This is a genomic window from Mucilaginibacter sp. 3215 (assembly GCF_050433785.1).
GTDB lineage: Bacteria > Bacteroidota > Bacteroidia > Sphingobacteriales > Sphingobacteriaceae > Mucilaginibacter.
Genome location: NZ_JBNPWO010000022.1, coordinates 21,898 through 41,960 on the forward strand (window position 1 = coordinate 21,898; position 20,063 = coordinate 41,960).

The window sequence follows — 20,063 nt, forward strand, 5'->3', positions numbered from 1 at the left end:
CGCGTCTTTGGTTCCTTTGTGTTAGGTTTGCAGTTTTATATTTTAAAATAGTTATCTTTGTTTAATAAGCACAAGCGATTTGATTATTTAAGGGTGATCTATTAGGTGACCTCAAATTGAATAGAAATACAAAGCATTGATTTACAGCGGACGTTGGACGAGTTATTGTTCCCTAACTCTCCGCTGATTTTGATATCAAATTATTTAAAAGCCTGCAAATCAAATGATTGCAGGCTTTTGTTTTTTTGTCAAATGCTCAAAATAGCCATCGATTCGCGTCAAAAAGGAGAGCGATAAGGTGAGTAATTTTGAGATTTTAACGACTCACCGAATTGAACATATTATTTTGGTTATCAACATGTTCAACACTTAAACATCTTGATTTCTGTTAGCTGCAAGCTTAGTTTTGTTTAACCTTTTTAATGTTATTTAACATGAAAACTAATTTCAGCTTGCTCTTCTATTTGAAGAAACCAAAGAACTACAATGAAGGCCCCATACCCGTGTATTTACGTATTACGGTAAACGGGAAACGTGCGGAAACTACCACATCAAGAACCTGTGAACCCACGCAATGGAACAGTAATGCAGGCCGCTTAAAAGGCACAAAGCAATGTGTCCGGGCATTCAACGCATACCTGGACACATTGCAGGCAATGGTTTATGCAGCTCACGAAAGCCTGACAACGCAGAAGGTAGCGATCACTGCTGACCGCTTAAAAAACCTATTAAATGGTAAGCCGGAAAAGCTCTATACCATTCTTGACGTTTTTAAAGAGCATAACAATCAAGTCGCTGCGCTCGTGGGGTCTGATTTCGCTAAAGGAACTTTAGAACGTTATAAAACATCCCTAAAACATACTCAGGATTTCATCAAATGGAAATATAATGTAAATGACATTGATGTTAAAGAAATTGATCATGACTTCGTAGTGAGCTATGATTTCTACCTGCGATCAGTAAGAAAATGTGCTAATAACTCGGCCGTAAAATATTTAAAGAATTTCAAGAAGATCATTCGCATCTGTATCGCAAGTGGTTGGATGGTTAATGATCCGTTCGTAAATTATAAAGCCAAGGTAAAAGTGGTTGACAGGTTATTCCTTAATGATGAGGAATTACGGCGAATGGCTGCGAAAGTTTTTGGTACAGAACGCCTGGGACAGATTAGGGATATTTTTCTGTTTAGCTGTTTTACAGGGCTTGCTTATGCCGACGTTCAAAAACTAAAAGCCACGGAGATCATTACCGGTCCTGACGGAGAGAAATGGATAAACACCCAAAGACAGAAAACAGCTACCCCTACGCGTGTGCCGTTACTTCCTCCTGCTGTTTCCATACTCAATAAGTACAGCGATTCCCCGGTATGCGAACATTCCGGTAAAGCCCTGCCTGTATCAACCAATCAAAAGATGAATGCTTATTTAAAAGAGATAGCTGATATCTGTGGCATCCCTAAAAAGCTAACTTACCATATTGCCAGGCATACATTTGCGACTACTGTAACGCTATCCAACGGCGTACCCATTGAAAGCGTGTCGAAGATGCTTGGGCACACTAACATTAAAACAACCCAGCACTACGCAAAGATCCTTGATATGAAAGTGGCGCAGGACATGTCTAAGCTAAGACAGCTTTATTAAAAGCACCTATTCAATAAGCTTGAAGCTGCCTGAGGCTTCAAGGTTATTCATTATATTCTTAACTAACGCAAAAGGGGAAACAAGATTAATCATGTTCTCTTGGCCGATAGCTTTTACAGAATTAAACACTTAACGAAAATGAGCAATCACAGCAATGATAGAATTGATACACTGGAGGAAGTTACCGACAGGTCAATCGTACATAGCAAAACATATAATGACCGCATCGCTAACACGGAGAAGAACATTCATAACTATCCAAAAGTTTATTTGCCGGATTACGCTTCACAACTTGAAGAGATCGGTGTGAAACTGGATAGGCTGGTTAACCTTCAACCGGAAAACAAATTAGAATTTGCCATAGACCGTTTGGAGAAAAAAGTTGATAAAGCGATTAAATCCTCTCCGGAAAAAATAAAAATAAAATTGCTGCTTGTTTATTTCGGCCTGGTTATCGCAACAGCAATTTCCTTCGGATTTGCATTAGCTTTAAAATTAGAGGTCAACGCGTTAGTAGGCTTACTCCACGAACAAGCAGGAAACATAAGTAAACCGGCGCCTATCCAATCTCAATCCAATAATAGAAGGTCCGCCATTAGGCCAATAGGACACAAAAGAGCGCATCAGCATCACACTATTGTAAAACAATAATTTGTAAAATCATGTATAAAATACTAAATTTGAAAGAGTTCGTTAGCCAGGATACATTTAATATTGTTTACGACGAACAAGAGAAAGCAACCGCCGTTCTGATTCCTGTAAGCCAATGGCATCCGGCAAAGGCAACGGAATTACAAAATCTAATGGAGCAACTAACTTACATACCAGTTTTTGAATGTTCTTTAAAAGAGCTTGAAGAACGGTTGCATCCTGAAATCCAAAACGTAGAAGCCGAAAACACGCATTTGGGTCTCTATAACGTTTACGAGCCAGCCGGGAATCAAGAGCGTAGAAATCACGTTATCCGTGAATATCAAGACCATCGCGAGTTGGTTAAAGTAAACGCCTCTACAGGTGAAAGCCAAATAATCAGCAGAAGATTTTAATGGAACAGCCGGAACTGTTTGTTTTTGCCGGACCCAATGGCGCCGGTAAAAGCACGCTGTCATCCTCAATGGTACCACCGGGAACCCCTATTTTTGATGGCGATAAAGAATTTATGCTGCTTAAAAAGCAATTTCCGGGTTTAGACAGCGGTAATCTATATGACGCAGTTAACGGGCATGTATTTTCGGACTGGAAAGAGACCATGCAAGCCGAAAAAGCAACATGTGCTTTCGAGACGAACTTTCGAACAGAAGATATCATGACATCAGTTAATGAATTTAAGATTAAGGGTTATAGCACCCGATTATTTTTCTTTGGCCTGGATGAAATTGCTATTTCTTTTGAGCGTGTACGTTTAAGAGTAGCTAAAGGAGGACACGATGTATCAGCAGATAACATCAAAGCAAATTATGAGCAGTCTTTAGTTAACCTGCAAAAACATTATCGTGCTTTTGACCAGGTTATCTTAATGAAAGCCGCATCTAAGGAAAAGGGGCAAAGTCTTTCAGTATATCTGAAATATACGAACGGTAATCTTGTCGAACATGCTCATAATTTACCAGAATGGGTAAACCGCATAGCTCAAGACATGAAAATATCCGTAGAGCAAACGCAAGTGCAACAGCATATAACAAAACCAGAACAGGGTCAAAATCTTGGGCGTTCATTGGGTAGCGGTAGCTTCAAGCTTTAATTCGTGCAGGGAATTGGTAACCGTAACAGGTGCCAAGTACCTATATGCACTTGCGCACACCCAGTCATATCACCGCTTAAACAACAGTAGCTGTTAGCAGGAAAACTGTCAAGGCCCGGCGATAGCCGGTTTATATAGCCTTGACTGTTTTCCTTCGTAGCTAACTTTGTGACTGCGGTGCTGTGACTAACCAATAATCAGCGGGCGGGAAAGGCAGGTGTGTATGAGGACCGAATACACTCCTGCACGTGCGGCGGCGAGGCTGGCGGCGCAATGAACCCGGTGCGAAGCGCGTGGTGTAATGGAGCTGCCTGCCGCAGCCGCATGGGCCACATGATCTTTACTTACCGTGATAGCTGTTGTCCCCGATCATAATCCTGTCCAGGTCGTTTTTTCTTTTTGCGCCTTCTCCCATCGTCTACTGTCGGCGGCCCATAGTTTTTGGCTGCACCATCAAGCAACACATCGATGATCCCTTTGCTATGGCTTTGCTGGAACAGGTTACCGGAATCCTGAACTCTTTGCTTTTCCCTGACCTCTACCTTTTGCTCATAGCTTCCATTTTTCATAGCATTCGCATATTCGAACGATTCTTTGACCTCCCTTTCATAACTAAACATCCGATCAAATATCTGCTCCGCTGATTGCTTAAAAGCTACCCGGTCAAACTGCCCAACGATTTTACTATGTTCAGCATTCGTTCCTTTTGAATTATTCAAAGGGCTTAACTTGATGGTATTACTGGCATCCTTCCTGCTGACGATGACCTGAACATGCATCTGCTCTCCCGGTTTGATATCTCCTCGGCTGGCCTTGCCTTTTCTTACCTCCAGATCTTTGTAAGTGTAATATCTGTTGTTTTCCAGCTTGGCATAATAAACCAGGTCTCGATTAGCATCCACCCGGTCACGCTTAAAGTTTTTAGCATAAGCATCCATCACCTCATTGACATAAGCTTTTAAATAGTTCTTCGCGCCATCCATTCCAAACTTCTCTTTCAGGTACAATAACTCTTTTTCACTCGGGCTGATATTCAACAGGAAAAATTTGGCATCGTCCTTTGAAAGTTTGGCTACGTTATTATCGATACCCGACCTTACCTCATAGGGATGGATATCATCCCGTTTGTGGTTAAACCAGTACTGAGGTTTATAATGCTTATCCTGCGCTTCAGCCATACGGTTCTCTTTTTCCAGGTAGGCTACCAACTGGCTGCTGCTACCTTTATTGTTCCCGGTTTCATTTGTCGTGATATTGATGTGCATTTTTTTCTTGATTAGTTGTAAATAAAATACCCCAATACGCGCTGGCTCATTATTGCTATCAAAGACTAGCCAACTGTTCCCTTGCAAAACGTACCAGCTCATCCTTATCTGCCTGCTTCGCAAATACATTTAAGTTCTCCCGCTGGGAAACGTAATGCTCCAGGATTGATTTGAAACGGGCTTTCAGGTTTCTTTTTTCCAATTGCAGCTTGTCTATAGTTTGCAGGTATTTCACGATCTCTTCAATTGCTTTTTTTTGGGCCGAATAAGCTTCTTTCTGCTCTTTGTTATGCGCGATGATATATTGGTTAAAATAATCCACGATCTTCAATTGTGAATTGATCATACGCTCTGAATCTTTTTTTAAAGGCACCAAAAGTTCCTGCTCCTGTGTCCTGATAAACGCAACGATATTGTCCGTCTTCCTGTTGATCGCATTTTTTAATAGTTCATCGTTCAAATCCCTTGGATCTTTCTTTGTCTTATAAAAATAATCCACCATAAACATGAACAGGTCAAGCTTCGAAAGACCGCATTTATTAGCAATGATCACAAGCTTTTCATCTGTCTTTACCGGAAACCTTATCGTTTTTACATTTTCATCCTTGCTCATAAGTTCGTTCAAATTGCAATATTGAGTATACTGCCAGGTATACTGTTTTCTTTTTCTGTAGCATAAAAGCGGGGGGAAAGTATACCACAGGTATACGCAAAACCGCGTCAGCCCCGCAGGGCGAGCGGAAAAGTCGGGTGTGCCCGACTTCCGCTCGCTCCCTCCGCTTTCGCGAAGAGACCACCGCTTTTCTTTCTGATTTGCGAAGCAAATCATTACCGGTGCAGCCATCGGCTGCACCGGGTTTATATTGAATAGCTGGATATCTGACTATACCTATATCGGAGTAACTGGTTATTCCGATATGCGGTTAACCGTATAGCCTGGTATACAGCTATGCCGATACAAAGCACCGGGCTACACTTCCCAACCGGAAGGCCAGTAAACCTGGCTGCCGAGTTTAGGATGGTATGAGGGCTGATAACGGATGTATCCATATTCGCCGAGTTCTTTGATACACTTGTGATATGTTGCAATTGACGCTATCCGGCTAAAAGCCATTAGCGTTTTCCTGGTGACAGAAAACGGGCTTTTAAAACCACCGCGCTGCCATTGGACGAACAATGCACTGAACAAGCTGATGTGTGTCGTATTCAGCCGCCCGTCCACGCTCATGCGTTTAAGCAGCTTACTGTAACCGGCAACTTCACTGATCGCAATTTTATGAATACTCATTGCAGCCCTCCTTCCAGTAGCTTGTTGATGTCATCGAGCTTGTAATACATGATGCTCCCGATGCGGGTATAGCTCAATGTCCCGTTGATGCGCAGGTTCTGTAAGGTGCCCGGTGATATTTTGAGCAGCTTTCGAACCTCGTTACTTTTAAGCCACTTTTTGGACTGGCCCTGATCATCTAGTTGAACCAGTTTCTTGATTTCTGTTAAGAGTTCGCTTTTAAATTCATTCAGATCTCCTTTAGTGATCAGTTCACTTGCTTGCATAATCGCCTCCTTCGTTAAATCATTACCTAATACATGTACCGCCCATGCCGGGTACTAAGCAAAGGTGTGGGCAAAGCGATATTATTCATTACCATAAGCCAAGCTATGGTAACGGCAGCCAAAGTATAGTACTGAAAAAGAGTGTGTTGAATAGTTCCGCGGCAATTGTTAACGTTTGCCTGCAAAAGAAAAGCAAACCTGAAATCCGAACTTAATTTGCCCTGCGTTTTGCCGAAGTGATGTTGAAATGCTGGTTTTCGGAGGGGATAGCAGATGACCTGCCACTTGGGTTACTCGCATCGCGCGGGTAATAGCGCCGCACGCGATCTAATTTAATCGGTTCACCATCTTCCTGAAAGTATCGGCTAATAAGTTTGGCCCAGGTAATGGGCATTTGCGAAAATACCAGTTCCTTATCGCCTACTTTTAGTGCCTCGATCTTCTTAAAAAGGTCAACCAAAGTGAGGAAATGACCGCTGGCGATATTAATCGGATAGTCGGTGTCCAACTTCTCAGCCTCCCTGCGCTCATCCATCAGGCGTTGCGCTTGTTCTTTGAGTATTTTGATCTGGCCTTCTTTCTCTGCAATGATCTCAGCATGGGTACGGCCAAGGTTCCACTCATCGATGCTTTGAAGATATTCTGAAAACCGGTTAAGGTGAAACTTGTATCGGAAGTTTTGGGCATGACTTGAGGTATACCTGTCTTTTTGCCTTAACTGTGCAATAGCATCCTGTATGACTTCCCACACATACCTAAAGAACTCTTGTTCGGTTGCATCATCGTATTCAGATAAGAAAAATTGCAGGTGATATTTATACAGTTCATCGAATTGTTGCTCACTCTTTCGATAAAGCATGTTAAGAAAGTGATTATCCTCAACTTTTTTATTCCAAAAAAATGGGCGGCCTATATCATTGGAGTTTTTGTTAAAATCGAACTGTGCCCGGTGTTTGAAATATTGTTCTCGCATAGGTTAGACTTTAATCTAAAGTTAACAATTTAAGTATAATTCGCATTTTGAAAACAGACGGATATCGAAATATCTTAAATATGAAGTTTTGTTGGTCTTATTATCAACGGGACTAAAGTCGAACCATTTGATGAGTGATTTGATAATATTCTCTACTATTTAGCTGCCGGTTCGAGCTCAGTTTCGGGACGAATCATTAATCGCATATCTTTAATGATTACTCCCAAGACTGGACATAATTCGAACCGATTGTTGGAACAATTGAAAGTTTTAACCGAATTAAAAGTTGCCTAAAATAAAGACTCGGTTCTCCTATGCTACTTAAGCTTATATCAAACTCTACTGCATTATGAAAATTGTCTATGATTCATTATCAATTTAACTTGCTTTATTCTCCCTATATTAGTTTCATAAAAATAACTTTTATAGCTTAGATGATCGTCAACTTTGAAAATAGCTGGATGCAGATCGAATGTCCTCGATGTGGGTACTCTTTCGAGATTACGCTACGTGACGTAAGACTGGAAGAAATCTGTTACTGTCATAATTGTAAGTGTAGCGTTCAAATTGTTGACAATGACAGCAGCGCCCATACTGGGCTTAACCAAATGAATGACGCGCTTCGTAGTCTTGAGAACACCCTTAATAACCTGTTTAAATAATGTATTACAATCATAATTTAAGAGTTAACTTGAAAGAATGGCGTAACCGCCTTATCAAATCATCCACAGAACAATTTCCTAATTCTCATAAATTCTTTTTTGATAAAATTAAAGGAACTACAGCTTTATATTGTTATCTAATAGACAGTCGCTTCAAGCCTGAAGAAGAACTTTTCAAACAGATAGATAACAGCACAAGGACACGTATTGAGTATGAAAATGAGGAACATGAGGCAATTACCAAATATTACCTTATTCAATGGTATGTTGAACGGACTGACTTTCATATCGGGAATATTACCAGAAAGTTTGGTAGTGGTAACACTCATAACGAACGATTACAATCTTATGTAGAACAATATATTGACCCTATCGTAAACTATATAGGAGATCATTTGGATGAAGGTAGCGCTACGCTTTATCTATTGGAAAAATACAAACTGAGAACAGAGTGGTTTTTTAAAGATAAATTAAATGAACTGTATCAAAATAATAGTGCTACAGGTGAAAACAAGTTGGAAGAAGACTTAAGGTTATTTTTATTTGACCAAGGAGTAGATTATCCTTTTTCCACACCTCTGTCAGCATCAGGTCGAGCTGATGTTGTTAGCATGCTCCATACAAGTGATCCATTGGTTATGGAAATTAAAATTTGCGACCAAAAAAAGAACTACAGGATCAATCGTATTGCAGATGGTTTTGCGCAAGTAGTTAAGTACGCAAATGATTATCATAAAAATGTTGGTTATTTGGTTGTTTTTAACATGGATGAATATAACTATGAAATATCGTTTGATGATAAAGACAAAACCTGGCCACCTCGTCTTTCTTTTGATGGCAAAAATATATACATCATTTTTATAAACATTTTTAAAGGAGTAAGCGCAAGTAAGAGCGGCAAAATCAAAAATCAAATAGTTAACCTACAGGATTTAACTTCAAATCTTGATCTGGCTAACTAATCCTGTATATCTATTACAAAAAACGAAATAGAGTTGAGTAATTTCACTGGTCAAATAATGCCCAAATAAGATTAAATGCCCTAATATGATGGGAATGAAAAGTCACCCTTTTAGCCTTGTTGCCTAAGGTATGAACATTTGAAAAGTCTAGTATCGCTGTCCGCAGCAAAATCTCACGAGCATCGGGCATATATAATTCGACGAGAGAGGTTCATTTCTCGAAAGTAACGATTATTGATTATATGTAGCAATGAGATTTTAGCCAAAATCAATCTGTTTGGTTTTATATTTACTGGTCAATTTAGGTAGCCCTAATGAAAAGCCGATAACAGCGTAGACTTTGTGTAGAAAGCAACGTCCCATTTTTTTTGAAATCCTATCTTTTATATTGCTGCGATACCCTCTTTTCTTAAAAGAGCCGGAACCGAAATAGAATGTGGTTAGTTCGGAAGTTAATGGCGAACCCCATGGCAGCGTTGCGCCTGCACCAATAAAAAAACACATCGTCTCTTGTTCATTTAAACTGGAAATTGTTGTAAAATTTAAAGATAGATACTATCATTTGGTTTAATAAATAGCTATATTCATAAATTATACACAATCAACCTTTTGCAATTTCACAAATGACGATTGCGCTTTTTAATCTCGAATATTCAGATTTATATTGCTGGTTTTCTGACCAACTTGATTACCTGCTCCAACTAAAATTTGACAGAAATCTTATTGTACAGTATTCAATGATAATCGCTGGATTTATCAGCATCACCATTCCAATTGCATTAGGTATCGTTTCCACACACACAAGCGAATATAAGGACAAAGAAATCTCGAATAGTTTTTTAAAAGAATGGACTTACCAATATCAGGTTTATTTTGTTTTGCCAATCATTTACGTCTCTATTGGCATGTTATCTTTATCTATTGAAACTGGATGGATGATGTATTTACTGATGCTTGTTGACCTGTTTTCCATCATTGTTTTCATCATGTTTATTAGAATTGTGCAACAATATGCTACTAACTTCGATGACTATTTTTCTCGAAAATTAAAAAAAGAGGCTGACGAGATTATTCAAGGTTAAAAAAATCAGATGCGATTGTTAATGGGTAAACTTAAAAGCTATTTAAAAAAGCAACGTAATAAGTTGATTTTATTTCTGAGTATTCAGTTTGAAAAGATCAAATCATGGTATATAAAGAAATGGGTACTAAGTCCTAAATGGATATGGTTACAACGGATTAAGAAAAACAAGTTGCCAATAGTACACTGGCCTAAGTTTAATAGAGCCGGTACTGATAAATTAAAAAGATTAAATAACAATTTAGAGAAAATAAGTAAAATTTCAGCGCTCAGATTAGAAAAAGACTATACAGACTCTGTAATTGATGATCTGAAATGGATTGAGGATAGCTTTATAAAAATTCTAAAATTATATAATACCGATAAAGAGCTTTTTTTTACTTTGATTGATCCTGACAATAGGTACAGAATTATTCAAAGGGAGCCGATAGATTGGGAAAGTTTCACATTTCCTGGGTTTGGAGATGTGCAGCAGGTTGATGAAAATCAGCCACAACAAAGAACCTATGATAAGTTATATACTGTTTATAATAATCCTGATAGAGGAAACGACTTAATACTTCGGTACATATCTTCCATATTTAACATTTGGAATGCAGCCAATCAAAAGGAAAATTTCCTTGTTCAAAAGTACAGTTTATATGTTTTAACGAATTGGATCTTCATCCTTGATCCTTTAAAAGATGATGACTTCAATTATCAGGAAGTCCTCAAATATTTCCTTGATAATTTGACAAATCTTAATATTTCTACCCTAAATACCGATACAGATAAAATACATCCCCTTTCCAGCCTACTGAACTATAATATTTATTTGAACCGTATTTTTTCGGATGAAGTCAATCAGGATAACATAGACGTTTACTTTGAATATCTTTTTAGAAATCTTTACCAGGCATTACGCTTACAAAAAATAGCGATTGTTAAATCCTTTATTGAGCGGTGTATTGATAGCAATTTTTATCCTTCTAACAGCTCCAATTATAGCACACTCTATTCGATTTTGGCGGATAAGTTGCGTGAGCACGAACCTGGAGATTATAGTACGCTATTAAAACGACTACCACAATTAGGTGGTTACACTATTAGATACATTAATAACTTTGAAGAACTGACCAAATGGAACGTTGAGTTTGACGAGTATTTGAGGGATAACATTTTCGATAAGATTCACTCAGATGAGACTATTCTACAGCAGGTCAAACAAATAAAACGACTGGCTTTAAAAACCCTTAAATTTAATAAACTTCAGACCGTGGTTATTAAACTATTGGCTTTTTCGCTATTTAAAAAAGACATAAGTATTTTAAATCATGCACTAGAATACAATCAACCGGGCGATTCTAACGCTTTCCAGGGCAATAAAGAGATTTTGCCCACCTCATTATTAGAAATCTTAAATTTAATTAAACACCGCTATAATATAGAGCATGAGTTATTCACCTATTGGGAAGGTCATCATGGCGTGGAATTTTATGTTGATCAGCTGTTTATGATTTTGCTTTATCGTTATCGCCCTCAAAAGATGTACTATAACGAAGACCCAAAACAAACGGCGATTGGATTTAGTAGAGATGCGCTAAACAATGTATCAGGCGCGGTTGACGGAATTGATCAGTATATTATTAGGTTAAGTACCATGTTTGATAAGTTATCCGAAATGGAGCCTTACAAATCTGATTATTTTGCGAATACTGAGAAAGTCACTAAAACGAAAGAATTATTTGCAGAGATTCATGCTGGTTTCCTATCTGTTATGGATAACATAGAAATAGCTGGAAATATTAAAGACGAAACTAAAACAGGGTTCATTTCTGGCATAATTTCAGAATATGAAAAATTTAATTTCTTACTGAAGTTATATCAACAATACGCCACTGAGCCAAATTCGGAGGAAGGTTTGGATTTTGAAACAATCGGCGTAAATGAATTAATGGACAGAACTACATTTGTCGAAAATTGGCATATACCTTATGTAGGCTTTATAGAAGGGCGTGGAAGGGATGTTGCGGAACAAGAAAACAGAAACGGTCAGTTTGAGATTACCAGAAAAATTGCACCGGAGAATAATATTGAGATTAGTGAAAATGAAATAGTTAATGTACTAAGTGAATATTCTGATGACAATCATATTATAATCATTAGAAATGTCCATCTTGATTCAGTCCTGCGTGATGAAGAACGGTATAAGCCGAATTGGAAGGATGATACTGCGGAGATCATTATTCCTAATTTTCATATTGGCTATTTCGACCAAATGCCTGTATTCAGATTATATGATAACCTATTTCACGATAGCTTATTAATTATCAATAAATCTAATATTATTACCGTTTTACAGCAAACTGGAGATATGACCGAGGCTTTTGAACTAAATCGAAATTTCAAAACGAGTTTTATTGATTTAAGTGTAAATGAGGCTTCACTCAATGAAATGGTAGCTCAGCCTCCGATATGGCTAGCTGAAGAATTTAGTGACAAGCCTGATGGGCTTAGGTCATACCTACGAAAAAAGATTTGGCTTAGGATTCTAAAGAAAACGGCTTTTAAAATGAAAACCGATTCAAAAAATTATTTATATGAAATCAAGGAATAATTTCTGCCTGGGTAGCGTTTTGATGATGTTGGAGAGCCTTGTTCTGCAGGATTAAAGTAAATCTTCCCCAACTTTCGTTCAGACTACCAAGACGCTCAGCCCATTTTACAATTATATCCATCGTGAGTTTTGCCTGGTAGTTGACTTCATCGCCTTTACTTGTGGGAAATAAATTATTTTTAATTTGAGTCAAATCTTCAATATACAATGTTTCACTCTCGATATCCAGATGATTAAATTCATGAAAATTTAACATATCAGTTAGTTTTTCAAGCACAGATTGAAACAAAGGCTGCACCACCTGCTTTGGCAAGTTTTTCGCTCGATTCGATGTATTTAGCAATAAATGGCGTATTAGTTTCAGACATAGGTCAGCGTTATTTCGAAATGCAAAATTAAAAATTATTAAATGGCATGAAAATGACAGGGGTTAGAACAACTTCATCTAAATCGATATATTAGCTGGGTATAATAGGCATATCACAATTTTTAATTTCCCTTGATACCAGATTACATTAACGAATCTCATGTTCTGCAGGCTTTAACTCAGATCGACCGTGACGGCATATTGGACCCAAGAGCCCAGTCCAGAGTACACATACTTAATTATAAAGGGAATTCATATCCTCCGAAATATGTAGTTGCAATCGCTCAAGAGATCGCAACGGGTAATAAGCCCAACTCCAGGGATTACAATACGACCGAAGCCCAGGAATTCCTGAAAAAACTAAGCCCGGAATTTACGATCCAGTCCAAGCAACTATCGCCACAACAGGAACTAATCGAAAGATATAAGGTTTATCTCTCAGAAAATAAATTGAAGGACGAGTTATACAAATGGGAGCTGGTCCAAAAATATCAGGGGCGTCCTGATCCAGATGGCGAGAATTTCAGTTCTGACATCACTAATATAGATTACAGTAACCTCATCTTTTATGATGCGGTATCAATCAGAGATCATTTAGCAGAAGAATTCCCTGAATTATACCAATCGGCTTTCAGAGTGCTTTTTGACGAAAGGATTTTATTACAGGACAGGATCGACAAGTTTCAGGAAATTGTCAATGACGCTTATCATCGGTTGGAACCAACTTTCTCACATCGTCATGATGAACGGACGATCGCCACATTCCTTACCTACTACCGTCCAGACCTGTATAGCTTTTATAAAAACTCCTTTTATAAAAAGTATTGCCGTAAGCTACAGATCAAGGCGGCCCCTGCAGGAAAGAAATACCCCCATTATCTGGAGTTAAGCAAGAGCTTCATCAGAGACTATATTGAAACTGACGAAGAACTGCTTGATCAATTTAAAGGGTGCCTATCCGATAGTGCATATCCTGATCCAAACCATACGATCCTGGCTCAGGGCATTCTCTACCGAATGTTGGATAAGCGTTATGAGTCCTTTACCGGAATCATTGAAGATCTGACAGAAAGCCTTGCGGAAGACACGGACTCCGTACGTGCATATCATCCAGGACGCCAAGAAGACAATGGGTTGGACGGGGCCAAACAAACTTATGCATGGCTGGTTTCGGACGGAGATATTTTGAACAGCCTTGAAGCCCATTTCGAAGTATCCGTCCGGAAGATCAAAAAAGCCATGGTCTATGTGGACATTCATTTTGAAGGTAAGCGTAAAAAAGTTTTCTCAAAGCTTATTTCGCAATTACCGGCACAATGCGAATGGATAGACTGGCAACATGGTAAAAGTATCCGTTATAAAGGGGGGATCAATATTGATGATGAAGAGCTGATCGAGAAGATCAAAACTCAGCTTTATTATCTCGATGCCAACCTGGGCGACCATATCCGAAATATTATGACCAACGAAATCAAGCCAACTCAACCAACAACTGCCGTGGCTGCTACTGACCTTAACCAGATACTCTTCGGCCCTCCAGGAACCGGAAAAACTTATAATACGATAGATCGTGCGTTAAAGATCATCGGTGAGCAAAAAGAAACAGAACTGGATTGGACTGACCGTGATGCTGTAACACGGTTATTCCGTGAACGGGTCGATGAGGGGCGTATCGTCTTTACCACCTTTCACCAAAGTATGAGTTATGAGGACTTTATAGAAGGACTAAAACCAGAAACCACCGATGAGAATAAGGTTGTTTATCATGTTCGCGACGGAGTTTTCAAAACACTCTGCCTCCAGGCGGAACGTCCGAAGGTCAAAACCGATAATTTCGATGCGATCTATAAGCAGCTTTTGAATGATATCGATCAGTCAGAAGGACAAAAGCTCGTATTGGAAACCCTGGTCCATTCTAAGGAGTTCACCATTTATAAAAACTCAAAGGATAACATCCGTTTTCACGCCAACACCGAGAAAGCTTATGAAGGCGTAATCAGAAAGGATTATTTAAAGGAATATTTGATGACCGGCAAAACACTGGACTGGCCATCTTATACCCGGGCAGTAGGCGAATACATGAAAGCAAAATTCGATTATGACCAACAAACGGATCATATCGCCCAGAATTACGTGCTCATCATTGACGAGATCAACAGGGGAAACGTCTCACAAATATTCGGGGAACTGATCACGCTGATCGAATCCGACAAGCGAAGTGGTAATAAAGAAGCCCTTTCCGTAACCTTGCCCTACAGCCAATCTAAATTCAGTGTTCCTCCGAACGTTTTTCTGATCGGCACCATGAACACAGCTGATCGCAGTGTTGAAGCACTGGATACTGCGCTACGCCGACGTTTTGTTTTCCATGAGATGCCCCCATTGCCCGAACTGGTCACGAAAAAAGTTGATGATATTGATCTCGGCGAACTCCTGAAGATCATCAATCAACGAATTTCGATTCTATTGGATAGAGACCACCTGATCGGTCACAGCTTTTTCATCAACGTTAATTCGGTCGACGATCTGCGGATCGCTATACAAAACAAAGTAATCCCGTTACTTCAAGAGTATTTTTATGGTGATTACGGTAAGATCGGCTTAGTAATGGGAGAAGGCTTCGTACAATTAAAGACAAAGTACGGCAATAAGGCCTTCGCCAATTTCAAAAACTATGACAGTTCGATCTTCGATGAAAGTCAACAATACCAACTGGTTGACTACTCCGCCAAAGCGGTCCATACATTGATCATTGATGATGCTGAGGTGCAGGTTGATCTTAAACAAGCCATCCATTATTTACTGGGCACCCATTGAACAGCAAGCATAAGACACTAACGGTAAGTGAGCACATGGTCATACGCATTGACGACGTGGTCGATGGTATGCGCTTTGACCATGACATGCTGCACGCACTTCAAAAGTTTCATGGTGAAAAGGGTGTGCCATATTATACATTGGGGCACCGGTCTGTACGATTCTGTGAATATGTAGGTGTGCTCCAAATTGGGCAGCTCACCATAGAGGTACTGCCGAAGCCTAACCCTAAAGACAAGAATGGCCCGTGGCGCAAAGCATTGCTCGGCATGTTGCAGGTAGTTTCTACGTTCCCGGTTGACTCGCCCACCAGCAGCCAACTCAAGATCCGTCCCAATTCGATCTTAGACCATTATTTCGAACTATTTGTAAACGAGCTTGATCAGATGATCCGTAAAGGACTGATCAAAAAATATCGTAGTGATGAAGGTAACTGCCGGGCCTTGAAAGGATCTTTGTTGATCAGTAAGGATATTCAGCATAACCTGACCCGCAGAGATCGCTTTTATACCAAACATACGGTCTATGATGGCGAACACCCAATTCACCAGGTCTTATGGGCTGCGCTTGAATTGACCGACAAAATCAGTACTCATCCTGGCCTTAAAAGCAGAATTGCTACTATCCGGTTGGCATTTCCAGAACAAAAGGCAATTCGTGTAACCGAACAGACGTTTACCAGGCTCATATTAAATCGTAACAATGCGCATTATAATAAGGCCCTGGAAATCGCAAAGCTGTTGCTTTTAAAGCATCACCCGGATATCAGCCAAGGCCACGAGCAGGTACTGGCGTTGATGTTCGATATGAACGATCTGTGGGAGAAATTTGTCCTGGCGACCCTCCGTAAAAAACTCACATTCCCAGAAATACGTGTCCGGATCACAGACCAGTCGACCAAACACTTCTGGAAACCACAGAATGGCTACAGTTCGACCATCCGCCCGGACATAGTGATCAGTTATCTTAAGGGTGACAAAGAGCATTTTGTAGTTCTTGATACAAAATGGAAAAACTTAAACGGCTACAATCCTTCTTCTGAAGACCTGCGACAATTATTTGTCTACCATAGTTACTTTCATGCCGACCGGGTCGCCCTGGTTTATCCCGGTAAATCTAACATTGCCAATGGCAAATATTATGACCCGGTCAAAGGAATGAGTGATAAAACCTGCGCTGTTATTCGTATTGAAGCGAATGATAACATCACTCAATGGCAGGAAGCCATTACCAGTCAGATCGGAAATTGGTTGTTATCCTAAACGTAATAAAAAGGCCGGAGCATACCCCGGCCTTAAATTGCAGGTAAGCTAACTGTTAGCCTGACCTAGGGCCTAAATGGGTTATTTCTTAATCCAACCCTTGATAATATTTATTATCTGCATCAAGTTTGCAATGACAGTTAATAAAGACATAAAAAGTAGCATAAAGCCTCCCTTTTTAAATGGTTAAGAGTTCGATCTGTGGGTACGATTTCCTGAACTTGCCAGAACAGCAATAAAGGAGTGTGCGATTTGTAGTGCTTACACGACAAAGATAAAATGAAAATCCTGAATTAAAAAATTGGTGAATTTATGCGTTAGGGTAGCTGATCTCAGTTTAATATCCGGCGCAGATAATTAACCTGGCCGCGATGATAATTCAGGTGGGCAAGCGGCTTTACAAATACATATAGCATAAACGTAGCCGACTGATCAAAAAAGCAGGGTTTTCAGCTTGTAATTCCATGCCGTCGATCGGGTGCAATACGATGTTGACGACCGAGTTGGTTATTAAGTCCTGTGTTTTCCAAAGATTTTTTGTCGAAGGTAACCGCCGACGGCAAATTTACATGTAGGCGCTCTTGTATATGATAAAATATCTACAAAGTGTCTTTGTTAAACTGTCGGATTAATAGTAAAGAAATCAAATTTGGCTTAAGCAAAAATAGATTCTTTAGGAAGGCGTTCTAGGCATAAATTATCGTTGGTGATTGATTAATGAAGAGTTGAATACAGGATAACTGAACATTATCTATCTTTTTATTGCAAACAATCTTTATTTGAAGAATATTGAGACGTATTTCCTTTGTAGTAACCTCGTCATTCCTTAAATTTGCATCAGTCATTTGAAATCAAACAGCTTATAAATAAAAGTGAGTTTTAAGAGAGTTGCTTTTATAAGAGTTAGTAAAATATTGACAATGAGCGATCAGTGAACGTAGTTCATGTCCCGTCCATTCATTACCCTTTTACCTAAATAATAAAAATTAATATTGTATATCCATCATTAGATTTTTAATAAAATCGCTTTCGTTTTTTTTGAAAACAGAAGTTTCGTATATTTGAAGTACAACGATTTATGGCTAAATACAGCTTGTACAAATCGTTGAATGATCTTTCAAGAGTTTATAATCCATTATAATTTAAGGACTTACAAGCGAGGTTCGATTCCCGCTCTCTCCTACTCCCTCGCGATATAAGTCTATTTTTAATATATTTTCTTATTAATATCCTAAAGTTTGTTTTCTATAACTGCTTGGTGAGCATTAAGTGAGCAAAGCAAAAGCATACAATATATCCTTATAATTAGCTATTTAAGTTTCGGTTAAACTCCTCCGGACTCCTTAATATTACCTTTCAAAATGGTAAAACTAAAAACGACCTTCGCAATATATTAAAAGTCGTTTTGTGTACCCTACTGTGTGCTTCTCGAACCATTTCATAAGCGATTTGAAGTTATTAGCAGAATTGTAAATGGATTTTTGTAAAGCTTTGATGAAAAATCTTTGCAAGAGTTGAAACGAATGTATTAACAAACTATATTATTTCGTGAGTTTACTTTATGCATCACAGAAATGCTCCGCTTTTGACCAATATGCGCGACCTCGCTGATTTTGTTCAAAAAGAAATCATTGTAGGCTTCGATCGATTCCGTCACGATCTTTAAAATAAATCATAATCGCCCAGATACAAGGCGGCTCTGCTGCATATCCGCCCAAGCAGGCAGGGGCTTGGAACATAGTGGTTCGGTGGTACAGACCACAGGTTGAATTTACCTTTGCTTAAATGAAGTAAAATTCATTTTTCCAATCTATCTTTGCAATTGATTTGCGGAATTTTTGTTCTTTTTGTTGCTACTTTAAATTGCTAATTTATTTCGGAATACTTTCCTATAAAAACTGAATAGGCTTAATATCAGAAAATGAATATACAACCATTAATTGAATATTTTAAAAAGTGCCTCCCTCTGAATTCCGATGAAATAATTTTGCTTTCCGAAAGAGTAACACACAGAAAAATAAAACGTAGACAAATGATTTTGCAGGAGGGCTTTGTTTGCAAACACTATACGTTTGTTGAGAAAGGCTGCTTTAAAATGTATGGCATCGATGAAAAAGGGACGGAACATAATCTGAGCTTTGCAGCAGAAAATGATTGGGTTGCTGACCTGGGAAGTTTCTATTCGGGAAAACCAAGCAAACTATTTATAGAAGCCATTGAACCTTCGACCATTTTGCAAATTGAGAAGCAAGACTTGCTTTATCTTTTTGTGAATTCACGAAAGTTTGACAGAAACTTTCGGGTGATCGCGGAGGAAAAATTCATTGAACTTCAAATCCGCTTGTTACAAAATTTCAGTTCAAATGCAGAGCACCGATATTTGGATTTTCTGGAACAATATACTGAACTATCTTCAAGATTACCCAATACTCAGATAGCTTCCTATTTGGGCATTACACCTGAATTTCTCAGCAAAATCAGAAAAGGTGTATCATTAAAATAATAGTTACCCTTAAACTACATTAAGACTACTTCTTAAGCTTGTTTATTGGCTGGAAAGACATTTGTAAACCATCTTTGCATTGTATAAAACATCAGTTTTACAGGTCAAAAAATATAAAATGGAAGCATCAAAAGAATTCTTTAATCAATTTTTACAATTCATCAATAGTGCTGATGAAAATTTGGCTCAACAGTTAATAAGTCCAGCTGCGAAATTTCATGTGCCTTTTCAGGCTGATCCATTGCAAGGGCCCAAAGGTTATCTAGCGATTATCGGAATAATGCGTAGCGGCTTTCCTGATATTCAGTGGAGTATTGATGATATGATCACTGAGAATGACAAAGTGGCCGTTAGATTTACGATGAAGGGAACCCATAACGGAGCTTTCTTTGGCGTACCAGCAACCGGAAAACCAATCGCAGTTAGCGCAATGAATTTTTATCGTTTGTCTGACGACCAGATTATAGAAGAAACAGGACAACCTGATTTGCTTGGCTTAATGACTCAAATCGGAGCTATGCCGGCAATGTGATTATTACACAGGCAATATTGATTACATTAATGCGAAAGACAAAGAGAAGTATTTCTTTGGCGATATTGACCGTTACGGCAACTAGCTCACAAAATTTGCATGCTG

17 protein-coding genes are annotated in these 20,063 nt (G+C 38.9%); 11 read left to right on the forward strand and 6 right to left on the reverse strand.

What is annotated here, in order from left to right; translation table 11 throughout:
- The first annotated feature begins 434 nt into the window (after positions 1-434).
- From ABIC84_RS24340 to ABIC84_RS24355, 4 genes are all read left to right on the forward strand, one after another.
- Positions 435-1,643: a site-specific integrase gene (locus ABIC84_RS24340; RefSeq protein WP_429265257.1), complete on the forward strand. Its 1,209-nt coding sequence runs from the start codon at positions 435-437 to the stop codon at positions 1,641-1,643.
- 138 nt (positions 1,644-1,781) lie between these two features.
- On the forward strand, positions 1,782-2,294 hold the full coding sequence (locus tag ABIC84_RS24345) for a hypothetical protein (protein WP_429265258.1): 513 nt from the start codon (positions 1,782-1,784) through the stop codon (positions 2,292-2,294).
- An 11-nt stretch (positions 2,295-2,305) separates the two neighbouring features.
- The gene (locus ABIC84_RS24350; protein ID WP_429265259.1) at positions 2,306-2,689 is read left to right on the forward strand and encodes a hypothetical protein; all 384 of its coding nucleotides are present in this window, start codon (positions 2,306-2,308) and stop codon (positions 2,687-2,689) included.
- A complete protein-coding gene (locus ABIC84_RS24355) occupies positions 2,689-3,384 on the forward strand; it encodes a hypothetical protein (protein WP_429265260.1) in 696 nt (231 codons plus the stop codon). The genes ABIC84_RS24350 and ABIC84_RS24355 overlap by 1 nt, the downstream gene beginning before the upstream one ends.
- Before the next feature lie 344 nt (positions 3,385-3,728).
- On the opposite strand, the gene ABIC84_RS24360 is transcribed toward ABIC84_RS24355, so the two are convergent.
- The 5 genes from ABIC84_RS24360 to ABIC84_RS24380 form a co-directional block, all read right to left on the reverse strand.
- Positions 3,729-4,649: a DUF5712 family protein gene (locus ABIC84_RS24360; RefSeq protein WP_429265261.1), complete on the reverse strand. Its 921-nt coding sequence runs from the start codon at positions 4,647-4,649 to the stop codon at positions 3,729-3,731.
- Between the two features lie 58 nt (positions 4,650-4,707).
- Positions 4,708-5,262 carry a BfmA/BtgA family mobilization protein gene (locus ABIC84_RS24365; protein ID WP_429265262.1) on the reverse strand — a complete coding sequence of 185 codons (555 nt, stop codon included), beginning with the start codon at positions 5,260-5,262 and terminating at the stop codon, positions 4,708-4,710.
- 357 nt (positions 5,263-5,619) lie between these two features.
- Positions 5,620-5,937: a hypothetical protein gene (locus ABIC84_RS24370; protein WP_429265263.1), complete on the reverse strand. Its 318-nt coding sequence runs from the start codon at positions 5,935-5,937 to the stop codon at positions 5,620-5,622.
- The gene (locus ABIC84_RS24375; protein ID WP_429265264.1) at positions 5,934-6,203 is read right to left on the reverse strand and encodes a helix-turn-helix domain-containing protein; all 270 of its coding nucleotides are present in this window, start codon (positions 6,201-6,203) and stop codon (positions 5,934-5,936) included. The genes ABIC84_RS24370 and ABIC84_RS24375 overlap by 4 nt, the downstream gene beginning before the upstream one ends.
- Before the next feature lie 211 nt (positions 6,204-6,414).
- Positions 6,415-7,176 carry a hypothetical protein gene (locus tag ABIC84_RS24380; protein ID WP_429265265.1) on the reverse strand — a complete coding sequence of 254 codons (762 nt, stop codon included), beginning with the start codon at positions 7,174-7,176 and terminating at the stop codon, positions 6,415-6,417.
- A 661-nt stretch (positions 7,177-7,837) separates the two neighbouring features.
- On the opposite strand from ABIC84_RS24380, the gene ABIC84_RS24385 reads away from it, so the two are divergent.
- From ABIC84_RS24385 to ABIC84_RS24395, 3 genes are all read left to right on the forward strand, one after another.
- Positions 7,838-8,800, forward strand: coding sequence for a hypothetical protein (locus tag ABIC84_RS24385; protein ID WP_429265266.1), 963 nt, complete (start codon positions 7,838-7,840; stop codon positions 8,798-8,800).
- Positions 8,801-9,423: 623 nt separating this feature from the next.
- Positions 9,424-9,882 (forward strand): hypothetical protein, encoded by a 459-nt coding sequence (locus tag ABIC84_RS24390; protein ID WP_429265267.1) that lies wholly within the window; start codon positions 9,424-9,426, stop codon positions 9,880-9,882.
- Between the two features lie 21 nt (positions 9,883-9,903).
- Entirely contained in the window at positions 9,904-12,477 is a 2,574-nt protein-coding gene (locus ABIC84_RS24395; RefSeq protein WP_429265268.1) for a hypothetical protein, read from the forward strand.
- On the opposite strand, the gene ABIC84_RS24400 is transcribed toward ABIC84_RS24395, so the two are convergent.
- Complete coding sequence (locus ABIC84_RS24400; protein ID WP_429265269.1) at positions 12,467-12,790, reverse strand: hypothetical protein; 324 nt, start codon at positions 12,788-12,790, stop codon at positions 12,467-12,469. The two genes, ABIC84_RS24395 and ABIC84_RS24400, sit on opposite strands and share 11 nt — an antisense overlap.
- A gap of 186 nt (positions 12,791-12,976) precedes the next feature.
- Between ABIC84_RS24400 and ABIC84_RS24405 the strand changes: the two genes are divergently transcribed.
- The 4 genes from ABIC84_RS24405 to ABIC84_RS24420 all read left to right on the forward strand — a co-directional run bounded on the left by ABIC84_RS24405 (position 12,977) and on the right by ABIC84_RS24420 (position 19,958).
- Positions 12,977-15,661 carry an McrB family protein gene (locus ABIC84_RS24405; RefSeq protein WP_429265270.1) on the forward strand — a complete coding sequence of 895 codons (2,685 nt, stop codon included), beginning with the start codon at positions 12,977-12,979 and terminating at the stop codon, positions 15,659-15,661.
- Positions 15,658-16,923: an McrC family protein gene (locus tag ABIC84_RS24410; protein WP_429265271.1), complete on the forward strand. Its 1,266-nt coding sequence runs from the start codon at positions 15,658-15,660 to the stop codon at positions 16,921-16,923. Before ABIC84_RS24405 ends, ABIC84_RS24410 begins: the two co-directional genes overlap by 4 nt.
- A gap of 1,921 nt (positions 16,924-18,844) precedes the next feature.
- Positions 18,845-19,426, forward strand: coding sequence for a Crp/Fnr family transcriptional regulator (locus ABIC84_RS24415; RefSeq protein WP_176629083.1), 582 nt, complete (start codon positions 18,845-18,847; stop codon positions 19,424-19,426).
- 79 nt (positions 19,427-19,505) lie between these two features.
- A complete protein-coding gene (locus ABIC84_RS24420; RefSeq protein ID WP_429265272.1) occupies positions 19,506-19,958 on the forward strand; it encodes an ester cyclase in 453 nt (150 codons plus the stop codon).
- Positions 19,959-20,063 lie beyond the last annotated feature (105 nt).

Coding starts and splice junctions, on each gene's coding strand:
- ABIC84_RS24380 (WP_429265265.1), bottom strand. CDS start 7,176: ATGCGAGAACAATATTTCAAACACCGGGCACAGTTCGATTTTAACAAA.
- ABIC84_RS24350 (WP_429265259.1), top strand. CDS start 2,306: ATGTATAAAATACTAAATTTGAAAGAGTTCGTTAGCCAGGATACATTT.
- ABIC84_RS24340 (WP_429265257.1), top strand. CDS start 435: ATGAAAACTAATTTCAGCTTGCTCTTCTATTTGAAGAAACCAAAGAAC.
- ABIC84_RS24345 (WP_429265258.1), top strand. CDS start 1,782: ATGAGCAATCACAGCAATGATAGAATTGATACACTGGAGGAAGTTACC.
- ABIC84_RS24365 (WP_429265262.1), bottom strand. CDS start 5,262: ATGAGCAAGGATGAAAATGTAAAAACGATAAGGTTTCCGGTAAAGACA.
- ABIC84_RS24395 (WP_429265268.1), top strand. CDS start 9,904: ATGGGTAAACTTAAAAGCTATTTAAAAAAGCAACGTAATAAGTTGATT.
- ABIC84_RS24375 (WP_429265264.1), bottom strand. CDS start 6,203: ATGCAAGCAAGTGAACTGATCACTAAAGGAGATCTGAATGAATTTAAA.
- ABIC84_RS24355 (WP_429265260.1), top strand. CDS start 2,689: ATGGAACAGCCGGAACTGTTTGTTTTTGCCGGACCCAATGGCGCCGGT.
- ABIC84_RS24370 (WP_429265263.1), bottom strand. CDS start 5,937: ATGAGTATTCATAAAATTGCGATCAGTGAAGTTGCCGGTTACAGTAAG.
- ABIC84_RS24385 (WP_429265266.1), top strand. CDS start 7,838: ATGTATTACAATCATAATTTAAGAGTTAACTTGAAAGAATGGCGTAAC.
- ABIC84_RS24390 (WP_429265267.1), top strand. CDS start 9,424: ATGACGATTGCGCTTTTTAATCTCGAATATTCAGATTTATATTGCTGG.
- ABIC84_RS24360 (WP_429265261.1), bottom strand. CDS start 4,649: ATGCACATCAATATCACGACAAATGAAACCGGGAACAATAAAGGTAGC.
- ABIC84_RS24415 (WP_176629083.1), top strand. CDS start 18,845: ATGAATATACAACCATTAATTGAATATTTTAAAAAGTGCCTCCCTCTG.